Here is an 11,843-nt window from a genome sequence, read left to right on the forward strand (position 1 = left end):
TGGTGGTGGCAATGAATTGCTGGAGTGAATCCATTTCTTGTGAGTTAGTTACGAGTCCTTCTCTCAGCCTAATAACTTCTCCTTATCCTTACAACTTGATTAGGATTGCTATAGTTAATCAAGATACATTTTCCAGCTATGGGATGTTTGATATACAAACCAGAAATATTTGAGTTGCTCAGCTCACGACGAAAAACATGAAATCCCAAACTACGGAAGTCATCGTAGACATCACGACCAACTTGGTTATAGGAGTAACCTAAATGATTTCGAAGTCTTGCTGCTGCTTGTTCTGCATGACCTTTGAAGTAAGTTCCAACTTTAACAAATTTGAATGGTTTGCAATCTATTCTAGGAATCAAGCCAAGCAAAAACTCTTCACACTCACACAGAAACAAGAATTCTTGAACAGCCCAACGATCCTGCTTTAAAAACTCATTGCCATACCTTCTGAACATGGTTTCAGTTTGCTCAAAAGGTGCTAATTGTTCATTTGAGATAAAGAATTGATAATCGCATTTATAGTAATCTGCAAGAATCAAGACTTCATCACCTGTTGGTCGCTTCCCTCCGCTCTCTAAAGCAGTTAGAGTTGGGATTGAAATACCCGTTAGTGTTGATACTTCATCAATTGAAAAGTCAAACTGCTCTCTGTATCTTTTCAGCTTTGAACCAAAGAGGGACAGGTCAAAAGTCATAGAGCTGCATCCTTGCAGATCACTTTTTTTAGCATAGCTTCTAGCTAGTGGCGAAAACCAGCACTTTTACTCATCCCAATTAGGGCATGCACACATGGAGACAGAATTCACATAGATAACCTTCAGGCTACCTGTCCCAACCGAGGACGAAGCAGGCTAAAAACTGTTAGACCAAGTGCGAGATGCTGTTCGAGTTAGGGCAGAGAGCGATCGCCAACATATACCAACACAGGCGATCGCCCTACCTTACCCGTCAAGTAATTGGAGTAGAGGTAGATAACAAGCCACCCATTCTGGCATAGAGAGGTTGGGTTGGGGCGATCCACACCTTGCCGGTACCTCGGAACGTTTGGAGGAGACCTTCACCGCTAGTAAGGGCACCCAAAAAAGAAGTAGAAGCTTTCTCCACACTGAAATGCACCTCGGCGGTACGGAGGAGCGCAAAGGAGCCATCTACCTGGAGCGTTTCATTATTCAGTGTCAGCTCTAAGATTTCACTACGAGGTACGGGGATACGAAAAACGACTACCCCGGTGCCGCTGACCTTAGTTTGGTAGCGTCCTTCACCTCCCGCCACTCGCGCCGAAAAACTCTCAACCTTGTGGGCATCTACTTTAATCGCATCTTCGCAGCAGCAGAATAAACCTTGGTCAGCAAACAAAGTTTGCCCCTTCAACTGCATCAGCCAGTAGTGCCCAAAACTCGGTTCTAAGTAAAGTTCGCCAGTGCCTCGATACAGCGGCTTAAAGATCGTTTCTCCGGTGCGGGCTGCGGCAATCGCTCCTTTCATGAACCCGCCAACTCCCCCTCCTGCGCCCGTTGAGCTTTCCATCTCGATGTTGCCCTTGAGGAACTGCAACACCCCTGGCTCAGTTCGCACCGCATCATTCTGTAAACGAACTCGGAGTTGACGCAGATGCACTCCAGCCCGATTTAGCGAATAAACCTGTTCCGCGATCGCCAGAGAATCGCTCCCAGCCAAAGGTTTATACTCCAAAAGTTCAAAGACAGTACCGCCACGAGTTACGCTCTCTGTTACCTGGAAAGGGAGATGGTTTTCGGGAGTATTCATACCTGTCAAACCCCTAAAGCGCTACTGCTGGCAGCTTAACACGCAGGTCTAGAGAGGCATCTGACTATGAACAAACGTGTCACTCTGGGTCTACTTTGGTAAACAGTTCTAACAAACCTACAGTGCCGACAAAAAAAGTGTAAACCCCGTATTGCAGCGGTCTTTGTTGCCGAGAAGATGCAAAAACAGCTGCAACAATTCCCTCTACAAGATGTACCGCAACCGCAAAGCGCTCAATCGCAAACACTATGTTCAGGCTGCTGGGCACAGGGATATTCGCTAATCCCGCATAGAAATTCCAGGATTCCAAAGCGATCGCCCCTGTAATCAGAACGATAGAGATAACCTTGATCCAGGCAGACAAAGTTTTCTTGGCATCATTGAAATTCATGCAATCCGCTCAGAGCTTGGGGCAGTTCTTATTAAAACCGATTCTTAGCATCTTTATAGGAGCCGACAAGCTGCAATGGTTGGAAACGATTGATTGGCAGCAGGAGAGCGATCGCTTTTGCCAAGCCAACCTCACCTATCCCCACTACTACAGCAGCCAAAACTTTCATGGCATTACAGGTGGTTATCTCAATGCGATCGCGGCCATTACTTACGATGCTGTCACCGCTTTTGCCTCTCCGCCCAGTGAAACTTGGATTCGGCAGCAATTGATCCAGGCGATCGTAGGTCAACCTACCAGAATTTTGGATTTAGGCTGCGGCACAGGCTCAACCACTTTAATGCTGAAGCAAGCCTTTCCTCAAGCCGAGGTGATTGGGTTAGATTTGTCCCCCTACATGCTGGTGATGGCAGACTACAAAGCGCAACAAGCAGCGCTAAACATTATCTGGCAGCATACCTCAGCAGAAGATACTGGCTTTGATGCAGGCACTTTTGATTTAGTCACAGTTGCTTTCATGTTTCATGAAATGCCACCTAACGTGTCGCAACTAGTTCTGCAAGAATGCTTTCGGCTGCTGAAACCAGGCGGACAACTGCTGATTCTCGATGGGCATCAACCCAAATTACGTCGGACCAACTGGTTGATTACCCTCTTCCAAGAGCCTTACTCCAAAGTTTATGCCGCAGAAAGTGTCGATGATTGGCTAAATGTGGCTTATTTCGAGGCGATCGCCACCAAATCTGTAGGCTGGATTAGCCAATTGACCAGCGCTAGAAAACCAGAGGCAGAAAAACAGTAGCCTGAAGGCGATCGCCTAATAGCCTAAAGAACTAGGCCAAAGGTACTAGTGATAAAGCATGCCTCATGGTAATGACTACGGCTTGATAGAATAGTTTGATGCAATCAGACGATCCTTTGCTGGGGAGCAAACACCCTTTTAGGAAGAACACATCATGGCGCAGTTGACCGAGCAGACCCCGACTGAACTGAATATTCCTAGCCTCGACACAGAGCTTTCGACTCAAAGCCCACAAAAAATTCTGGAACGCGCCTTGAGCCTATACGACAACATTGCCATTTCTTTCAGTGGCGCAGAAGATGTTGTCCTGATCGACATGGCGTACAGAATCAAAAAAGACATCAAAGTTTTCAGCCTGGATACAGGTCGTTTGCATTCTGAAACCTACCAGTTTATCGATCGCGTCAGAAAGCATTACGGCATCACCATTGAGATGATGTATCCCGATACCGCTCAGGTAGAAGCTTTAGTCACAGAAAAAGGTCTCTTCAGCTTCTATGAAGATGGGCACAAAGAATGCTGTGGTATCCGTAAAGTTGCGCCTCTGCGTCGGAAGCTAGGCACCTTAGATGCTTGGATTACCGGACAGCGCAGAGATCAAAACCCATCCACTCGCGCAACTGTACCAGTGATTCAAGTTGATACCGCTTTCTCTAATGATGAACGCCAATTGATTAAATTCAACCCCTTGGCGAACTGGTCATCAGCAGAGGTTTGGATGTACATCCGGGCCTTTGAGCTTCCCTACAATCCTCTGCATGAGCGCGGCTTTATCAGCATTGGCTGTGAGCCTTGCACTCGCGCAGTCCTCCCCAACCAGCATGAGCGGGAAGGCCGTTGGTGGTGGGAGGACCCAAACAGCAAAGAGTGTGGCTTACATGCCATCAACCCCACCCAAGGTTGATCGAGAACCATACCATTTTTGTAGGGGCAGGTCTTGTGCCTGCCCACTGCTTATTTAGGGCACTCACCGGAGGTATCCCTACAATCGTTTTGAATGGCAGGTGGCTCAAAGACTGACGCATTGACCATACTTTTAGCCTTTGGCATTTTTCAGTAGCAGCTGACAGCCACAGGAAAAAGGATTAGCACTTTCAATGCGATCCTCTGCCAAAACCTCGATCGCTAAATTGCTGCGGTAGATCAACTCGTCATAGTCCATCAAAGCATTCCACTTGACCTTGCCTGTGGGAAAGCCCAACTGGGAACTGGCATCAGAGATCAACTCCTGCCATTTCTGTACTTCAGGATCGCGCGACTTGCAGTAATCCACAATCGCAATCAAGGCACCAGGCTTCGTCACTCGTAAAATCTCTTGCAGCGATCGCACAGGATCTGTCACGACACAGAGGGTAAATCCAGATGCTGCTGCATCAAAGCTGTCGTCAGGAAACTCGAGATTTTGTAAATCCATAATTTTGAGGGCAACATCTGCCTTGACCGACTTTTGCTGAGCCAGTTCCAGCATCTGTTCCGACAAATCTACGCCCACTACCTGCACTCCAGCAGGATATGCAGAGAGATTCAGCCCAGTGCCCACGGCGGCATCGAGGACGCTCTGCCCCGAACGCAACTGTAAGGAAGCAATCAGCGGTGCGCGATCGACGTGCCAGTAGCGCTGCATGATGGCATCATAATCAGCCGCTCCTTGATTGTAAGTTTCGATTACCTTATCTGTTTGCATACAGTTTCTACCCAGTGGAATTGTCTGCGAATCTCGATCGCCTCAGATCTTCAGCCAAGATAATCGCCAATTCCTCTGTTTACTACCACCAGAGGAATAAATTTACATAGTTAAAAGCTCCAATCAACTTGGGCGGAGATGACATCTACATCACCTGCCACTTTGCCTCTGAGCGTGCCCGCACCTGGGACCGATTGCTTAATCTCGCGATCGCCAAAAAACAGCTCAATTTGCCCCCTAAAGCTGAGGTTTTAGCACAACAAGTTCCTTTATTTATGAGTTACACGCAAATATGGCGTGTCCCATTGTTTACAGAAGCCAAGTCTAGAGGCACCAAATGACCGAGAAAAATGTTGAACAACAAGCTGCGGAAATTAATCAGGAGGTACAAGCCCTCGTGGAGAAAACTGACGAATGTGCCGCTCAGATTAATATGGAAGAAATGCTCAAGGTAGGAAAAAAACAGCTCAAGAGTTGCAACAGCCTACTGAGGGCTAGTTGATCAACTTCTTGCTCTGAAATCTTTGAATCTGCTTAACAAAGCTTAACTCTCTTTGTCAGATTGCTCTGATTGCTCTGGCTCTGATAGTTCTGCTTGCTCTTGCTCTCTTTCGGCTTCCATTTCTTTCAAAGCCTTATAAATCCAAAGCTTAGACAACTCCAGGGTGCTGATGCAATCGGGGATAACTGACATACTCAAAGACTCTGTAGGGTTAATACTTTAAGCATAGCGAGAGTGTGGCATTCGTTCCTGAAGATATATACCTAAAGTTGTACAAAAAATTGAGTTTCTTTGACTGAGGCGATCGCAACCCTATGATCGTGTACCCATGAAAACAATGGAAGAGGGTTTGGCTCTCGTCACTGAAGGGACGCAGTTCCGTCACAGCCTTGCTCTTACTCAGTTTAGACCTGAGCGACCGAGGGCGCAGAGACAGGTGCGGTTGCTTCCACCGGAGAGGACTTGATGGGTAGGGCGATCGCAAACTCAGTCCCGACTCCAGCAGTAGAGTGGCACTCTAAAGTCCCCCCATGCTTTTCAACAATAATTTGGTGGCTAATAGCCAGTCCCATGCCCGTGCCCACGCCGCGCGGTTTGGTGGTGAAGAACATATCAAACACTTGAGCTTGCACTTCCGGTGGCATGCCCATGCCGTTGTCGATAATTTTCACCATCACTCGGTCGGTGTCTAAACGCTCGGTAATAATCGTGATTTGCCGACTGCCCTGCTCCACGGGCTTCTCTTCTAGCGCATCGATCGCATTACTCAACAAGTTCATAAACACTTGGTAGAGCAAACCCGCAAATCCTTCTATCACAGGCAGATCGCCATAATTGCGCATTACCACAAGATCTTTTTTGATGCGGTTGTTGAGAATCAATAAAGTGCTATCGAGACAATCGTGCAGATTGACTGGATGTGGTTCGGTATCGTCTAGACGGGAGAAGTTTTTCAAGCTGAGGACAATCTGTCGCGCGCGATCGGCTCCTAGCTTCATTGAGTCCAAAACTTTTGGCAAATCTTCGGCCAAAAACTCTAAATCAATATCCTCAATTTGGTCTTGAATGGCTGGCGGTGGGTCAGCAATTTCCGTTTCGTAGGTGCGGAGTAACTTGAGCAAGTCTTCCATGTAGTTGTGAGCATGGCTCAAGTTGCCATAGATAAAGTTGACGGGGTTATTAATTTCATGGGCTACCCCTGCCAGCATGCGCCCCAAACTAGACATCTTCTCGCTCTGAATGAGCTTGGCTTCCTGCATTTCCCGTTCCCGTTCTAGGGCAGCAGCTTGTTCTTCGAGCAACTGCTTCACCCGCTGCACCAGTTGGTTAAAGGAAACTGCTAAAAGTCCAATTTCATCCCGTGTGGTGATAGGTGCTTGCAAGTCGAAATTCGATTCTTTTGTAATCTTCTGGGTGACGCGCGTGAGGGATTCGATGGGACGGGAGATGGTGCGGCTGGTCAGGAATGCCAGGATAGCGGCGATCGCAATGGATAATCCCACACTAGCCAGGATGATCTGGGCTTGTAAGACAGTGGCACGGCTTTGCTCCTCGTCAGCCGCTGCCTGTTTTTGGCGCACTGTTCTGGCATATTCTGCCAGCTCATGAATAAACTGATGGAACTCTATCGTTTCTGGAGCCGCGACTGTGCCGGAGAGCACCTGCTGGACTCGGGGGATTTCTTCTGGTGGCAGATTCGCTAAATCAATGCGGCTAATTTGAGCTTCTAGGTAGCGGGTGTAAGCCTCAACCGTATTGCCATACTGCTGTAGAAAAGCACTCAATTTCACATCGTTGTTAATCTGAGCAAATTCTCTCAGCTCAGCTAATAGCTCCTGAACCCCGCTGACATGACCCAACAAGTCTTGATTCGTTTGTTGAAAAGCTTGCGGCTGTGCAATTTGGAGGGCTAGCTCTCGTTGATGGGTCTGGATTTCTAGCAAGCCACCCTGCAAACTACTCAACATGCCACCTTCATCATCCGCCACATCCATTTGATGCCTTGCTTGCTCGTAAGCGCGATGGCCCTGAACTAGCCCCACTGTTGTGCCAATCACGGCGATACTGAGTGCTAAGGCATAACCACAGTTGATTTTGGCGCTCACACTAAAGAAGCGATTCAATCTATTAAGAGGCGGAGCAGACAAAGCTGGAGCTGAATTGTCGTCCGCTTTAGCAAGATTGGTGGAGTTAGGTTGAGTAGCCATTGCAATTTGTGAAGTGACTAGTTCTATTGGTAGAGTGCCCGCCGCTTCCCATAACTACACGCGATGTTTCACTCTTAACGGCAACCCCTGAACTTTTAGCGATCGCTGACACAAGCCAGCTTCACAACCCTGAGCACTGGTGAGCACCTAAGTGAGCACAAAGCTGAGCATGGTTAGTGAATAGACGTAACTACGCTGAGAATAACAAACAATAGCGTCGGAGGTTGCCGCCATGACTCAGACAACAGAACGCCAATTGAGTGGTTTATATGTCCAGACTGCCGAGCGTCAGCAACTCGCTTTCCCACTCAAGCACACCGCAGTGCATGCCAAGATTGCGGGGAATCTTGCGCGGGTAGAAGTGACGCAGAGTTTCGAGAACCCCTTCACCACCACCCTCGAAGCGGTTTACATTTTTCCGCTACCTGATGAAGCGGCAGTGGATGACATGCTGATTTGCATTGGCGATCGCACCATTCAAGGCAGCATTAAAAAACGCCAAGAAGCCCAGCAAATCTATGAGCAAGCCAAGCAGCAAGGACGCACAGCGGGGCTGCTAGAACAAGAACGGGACAATATCTTTACGCAGTCTCTCGCCAACATCAAACCAGGCGAACAAATTGATGTGGTGATTTGCTACACCGAGAGCTTAAAGTTTACTGGCGCTGCATCTCCTGAAGCACTGGGAGGGAGCTACGAGTTTGTCTTCCCAATGGTGGTGGGTCCGCGATATATCCCTGGAAACCTAATTGAGGAAAACGCGATCGGTAGCGGTTCGGCAGCAGCGCCGATGATGTTGAATCAAGATACTGATTTAGTGCCTGATGCGTCTCGACTCAATGCTCCCATCCTGCCACCAGGGATGCGTTCTGGGTATGATATCAGCGTCACTGTCGAGATCAATGCTGGTGTTGCCATTCAGGAGAGCCATTCTCCTTCCCATCAAATTCAGATTATCCCTCAGGGAGCGATCGCCCAGATTAAACTCGCAGGTGGGGATACGATTCCCAATAAAGATCTAATCCTACGTTATCAAGTCTCAGGAGCTGAAACGCAAACTACTGTTCTCACAGAAGCAGGCGATCGCGGGGGTCACTTTGCGGTCTATTTGATTCCAGCCATTGCGTATCGTCCCGATCAAATGGTGCCGAAGGATATGGTGTTTCTGATTGACACCTCTGGTTCCCAAGCGGGTGCTCCTCTAGCTCAGTGTCAGGAGCTGATGCGTCGCTTCATACAAGGTCTGAACCCTGACGACACCTTCTCCATCATCGATTTCTCGGATACCACGCAGCAACTCTCTCCCGTGCCGCTGCCCAACACACCCCAAAACCAGCAGCGAGCGATTCGCTATGTCAATCAGCTCACGGCTGGGGGTGGCACTGAGATGTTGCGAGGAATTCGGGCAGTGTTGAACTTCCCGGTCACCGATCCGGGTAGATTGCGGAGTATTGTGCTGCTCACCGATGGCTATATCGGCAACGAAAACCAGATTTTGGCGGAAGTGCAACGCCATCTTCAACCGAGTACTCGTCTTTACAGCTTTGGCGCAGGCAGTTCTGTGAATCGTTTTTTGCTCAATCGCATTGCTGAAGTCGGTAGAGGCATCTCTCGCATTATTCGCCATGATGAGCCCACCGATCAGGTAACAGAGCAGTTCTTCCGCCAGATCAACAATCCTGTTCTCACCAATATCCAGTTGCAATGGGAAGGAGCAGGCAGCGAACCTATCTTTTATCCCTCTGCACCACCGGATCTCTTTGCTGAACAGCCCTTGGTCTTATTTGGTCGCAAGGAGGATAAACACTCTGGCAAGTTGCATATCTCTGGTATAGCGGCGGGAGGAAAGCGCTATCAACAGACTTTTCAACTCCAGTTTGCAGAAGCAGGAAATCCCGCGATCGCTCAACTTTGGGGCCGTGCCCGCATCAAAGACTTGATGAATCAAATGCTCAGCGGTGACACCAAGGCAGGAGTAGAAGCCGTGACAGAGACCGCACTGGCCTATCAGCTTCTCTCTCAATACACTGCTTTTGTGGCTGTAAGTGATGATGTGAGAGTTGACGCCACAGAAGCTTCTGTCTCGGTTCAAGTCCCGGTAGAAATGCCAGAAGGAGTCAGCTATGAAGGAGTTTTTGGCAATGTTGCCTACTCTAGTCCACCCGCACCAATGGCCGCACCTGTTAGCAAGATGAGACGACAAAGACCTGTTTTTGACATCCCAGCACAGGATTATGATGTCACCCTAATTTCCCCCAATATGGTGGGAACTGAAGAGGATGACTTCTTACTTGCTCCTCCTGCTATGTCCCGTCCTTCTATACCTTCTCCTAGGCTGGCAGATGACGAAGGATTTAACTTAGGAGTATCATCCCAGAAAAGTTTAGGCTCGATACCTGAGCAGCAGCTACAAATTATTGATGCTACTGGACTTGACGTAAATGCGATCGCCCTCCTTACACAACACTTAAACTCTAACCAATTCCTAGCTCAGCACCTTGAGTCAGTTCAGCTTCTCCCTGACTTTAGGGGTGGTCAGGTAGTGTTTGAACTTCAAGTTAACAACGGTCGAGTGAGACAGGTCATGCTTAATGAAGAAGCATCATCCCTCAAGGAGCAGGCAGTAATTGAGGCAATTCGGCGATCGCTACAAGCTTGGCGACCTCCTCAAGAATTAACGGCTACGGTTAACCTGACTTTACGAGTCCAATCGTAGAATTCTAGCTCCCAACACAGAGAGATTACAGGGATACCTCACCCAGGTATCCTTTTTTTGTTTGTAGTGCTGCCTGTCATGTTTCCCAGCTTTCTCCCTCGGACTCTGCGATCGCTCAAAGACCCAACGGCGATCGCTTTAGCTCAACAAATTCAACAGCAAGCAATTCCTACTCCTTTAGCAGTTCAACCGATTCCCACGGCTTATGTACACCAAGGAAACGGAGGTAGCCCAATTCTCTTATTGCATGGGTTTGATAGCTCAGTGCTGGAGTTTCGGGCGATCGCACCTCTTCTAGCACAGCAGCAGGAAACATGGGCAGTTGATTTATTAGGGTCAGGCTTTACGGAACGAGTGGCTGATCTCCCTATCAATCCCAGCACCATTAGAACTCATCTCTACAGTTTTTGGCAGACTTTAATTCAGCGACCCGTGATTTTAGTGGGTGCGTCTCTAGGGGGTGCAGCGGCGATCGACTTTACCCTCGCCTATCCCCAATGCGTTGAGAAGTTGGTGCTGATCGATAGTGTGGGCTTTAGCGGCACCTTTCCGCTGGGTCAGTTCTTGTTTTCTCCCTTAGATCTGTTTGCAGTCGAGTTTTGGCGACAACGTAAACTCCTGCCGCTGACCTTCGGTACCACCTTCGGCGGTTTCAGTGCCACAGACCTAGAAGCCATTCGTTGTGCAGGGTTGCACTTAGCAATGCCAGGATGGGCGGAAGCGATCGCTAGCTTCACCAAAAGCGGTGGCTACAATTTATCGGCCCAGCAAATTGACCAAATCAACCAACCGACGCTGATTCTCTGGGGCGATCGCGATGACATGCTGGGAACTGCCGATGCTGAAAAATTTAGAAGGGCAATTACCAATAGCGAGCTGGTTTGGATTCGTGATTGTGGTCATGTGCCTCATTTAGAAAAGCCAGTCATCACGGTTGAGGAAATTTTGAAGTTTAGTCAGTAGGAGCGATCGCCTTTAAATGTAATGAACTTCTCGCTGAACTTGGAGGAGGAGTCCACTACTATTCAATGGAGAAGACAGATCGAGGTCTTGGCATGAGCAGCAGTTCGGTAACGTCTGAGCAACGGGTTGTATTAGACAAAATTAGCTGGCAAAAATTTGAAAATATATTAGCAGAGCTAGGTGCAGAACGTGCCACTCGCTTCGCCTACTATCGGGGGCGGATGGAAATGATGAACCCGCATGAGGAACATGAGCGCTATCGCAAACTGATTGAATCGTTTCTGTTGGTTCTAGCCGATGAAACGTATCTAAAAGTCGTTGGATTCAATTCAGCTTTGTTGCAGCAACCCGAACTGCAATGCGCGATCGAGCCGAATGCTTGTTTCTACATTTCTCATGCGCCTGAGATGATGGGTAAATCTGATCTTGATTTGTCCCGTGATCCAGTTCCCGATTTAGTTTTGGATATTGCCTTTACCTGTAGCGCGATCGATAAGCTCCCAATTTATGCGGCTTTAGGCATTCCAGAAGTTTGGTGCTACACCAGCAACAACAGCACCCCTGCGCCAGAACATCAACTCTCAATTTATCAGTTACAAAATCAACAGTATTTCACTAGTGAAACCAGCGCTGTCTTTAATTTCTTGCCTGCGGCGAGAGTGCTGGAATTTATCGAGCAGAGTGATTCTCTGGGTTTAGTCCAGTCCTTGCAATTGCTACGAGCTTGGGTGCAAGAAAGAATTTAAGACAAACAATTTGGGGAAAGGAAACGCGGAAAATATCGATAAAATTGAAACCTGTCCAGATT

General features: G+C 48.3%; 13 protein-coding genes. 7 read left to right on the forward strand and 6 right to left on the reverse strand.

From position 1 onward, the window contains the following. Positions 1-68: 68 nt before the first annotated feature. The 3 genes from H6F68_RS17570 to H6F68_RS17580 all read right to left on the reverse strand — a co-directional run bounded on the left by H6F68_RS17570 (position 69) and on the right by H6F68_RS17580 (position 2,161). Positions 69-698 (reverse strand): helix-turn-helix domain-containing protein, encoded by a 630-nt coding sequence (locus H6F68_RS17570; protein ID WP_190560990.1) that lies wholly within the window; start codon positions 696-698, stop codon positions 69-71. Positions 699-951: 253 nt separating this feature from the next. Continuing rightward, positions 952-1,770 (reverse strand): AIM24 family protein, encoded by an 819-nt coding sequence (locus tag H6F68_RS17575; RefSeq protein ID WP_190560992.1) that lies wholly within the window; start codon positions 1,768-1,770, stop codon positions 952-954. Between the two features lie 79 nt (positions 1,771-1,849). Next, a complete protein-coding gene (locus tag H6F68_RS17580) occupies positions 1,850-2,161 on the reverse strand; it encodes a hypothetical protein (RefSeq protein ID WP_190432285.1) in 312 nt (103 codons plus the stop codon). Here H6F68_RS17580 and H6F68_RS17585 point away from each other — a divergent pair. Together H6F68_RS17585 and H6F68_RS17590 are read left to right on the forward strand one after the other, a co-directional pair. Further along, on the forward strand, positions 2,160-2,963 hold the full coding sequence (locus H6F68_RS17585; protein WP_190560994.1) for a class I SAM-dependent methyltransferase: 804 nt from the start codon (positions 2,160-2,162) through the stop codon (positions 2,961-2,963). The two genes, H6F68_RS17580 and H6F68_RS17585, sit on opposite strands and share 2 nt — an antisense overlap. Positions 2,964-3,117: 154 nt before the next feature. Further along, a complete protein-coding gene (locus tag H6F68_RS17590) occupies positions 3,118-3,867 on the forward strand; it encodes a phosphoadenylyl-sulfate reductase (protein WP_190560996.1) in 750 nt (249 codons plus the stop codon). A gap of 132 nt (positions 3,868-3,999) precedes the next feature. Here H6F68_RS17590 and H6F68_RS17595 read toward each other — a convergent pair whose 3' ends face one another. Further along, positions 4,000-4,647: a class I SAM-dependent methyltransferase gene (locus H6F68_RS17595; RefSeq protein WP_190560998.1), complete on the reverse strand. Its 648-nt coding sequence runs from the start codon at positions 4,645-4,647 to the stop codon at positions 4,000-4,002. 128 nt (positions 4,648-4,775) lie between these two features. On the opposite strand from H6F68_RS17595, the gene H6F68_RS17600 reads away from it, so the two are divergent. Both H6F68_RS17600 and H6F68_RS17605 read left to right on the forward strand, forming a co-directional pair. Further along, positions 4,776-4,988: a hypothetical protein gene (locus H6F68_RS17600; protein ID WP_190561000.1), complete on the forward strand. Its 213-nt coding sequence runs from the start codon at positions 4,776-4,778 to the stop codon at positions 4,986-4,988. After that, positions 4,985-5,149, forward strand: a complete 165-nt coding sequence (locus H6F68_RS17605) for a hypothetical protein (protein ID WP_190561001.1) — start codon at positions 4,985-4,987, stop codon at positions 5,147-5,149. Before H6F68_RS17600 ends, H6F68_RS17605 begins: the two co-directional genes overlap by 4 nt. Before the next feature lie 42 nt (positions 5,150-5,191). On the opposite strand, the gene H6F68_RS17610 is transcribed toward H6F68_RS17605, so the two are convergent. After that, positions 5,192-5,341, reverse strand: a complete 150-nt coding sequence (locus H6F68_RS17610; protein WP_190432275.1) for a hypothetical protein — start codon at positions 5,339-5,341, stop codon at positions 5,192-5,194. 212 nt (positions 5,342-5,553) lie between these two features. Continuing rightward, the gene (locus tag H6F68_RS17615) at positions 5,554-7,356 is read right to left on the reverse strand and encodes a sensor histidine kinase (protein WP_190561002.1); all 1,803 of its coding nucleotides are present in this window, start codon (positions 7,354-7,356) and stop codon (positions 5,554-5,556) included. Positions 7,357-7,588: 232 nt separating this feature from the next. On the opposite strand from H6F68_RS17615, the gene H6F68_RS17620 reads away from it, so the two are divergent. From H6F68_RS17620 to H6F68_RS17630, 3 genes are all read left to right on the forward strand, one after another. Beyond that, positions 7,589-10,072, forward strand: coding sequence for a VIT domain-containing protein (locus tag H6F68_RS17620; protein WP_190561003.1), 2,484 nt, complete (start codon positions 7,589-7,591; stop codon positions 10,070-10,072). A 78-nt stretch (positions 10,073-10,150) separates the two neighbouring features. Then, complete coding sequence (locus tag H6F68_RS17625; RefSeq protein WP_190561004.1) at positions 10,151-11,035, forward strand: alpha/beta fold hydrolase; 885 nt, start codon at positions 10,151-10,153, stop codon at positions 11,033-11,035. Positions 11,036-11,100: 65 nt separating this feature from the next. Continuing rightward, complete coding sequence (locus H6F68_RS17630) at positions 11,101-11,781, forward strand: Uma2 family endonuclease (RefSeq protein WP_206755536.1); 681 nt, start codon at positions 11,101-11,103, stop codon at positions 11,779-11,781. Positions 11,782-11,843: the final 62 nt, after the last annotated feature.

Origin of the sequence: Trichocoleus sp. FACHB-262, assembly GCF_014696035.1 — a bacterium.
In the GTDB taxonomy this organism is placed as follows: domain Bacteria; phylum Cyanobacteriota; class Cyanobacteriia; order FACHB-46; family FACHB-46; genus Trichocoleus.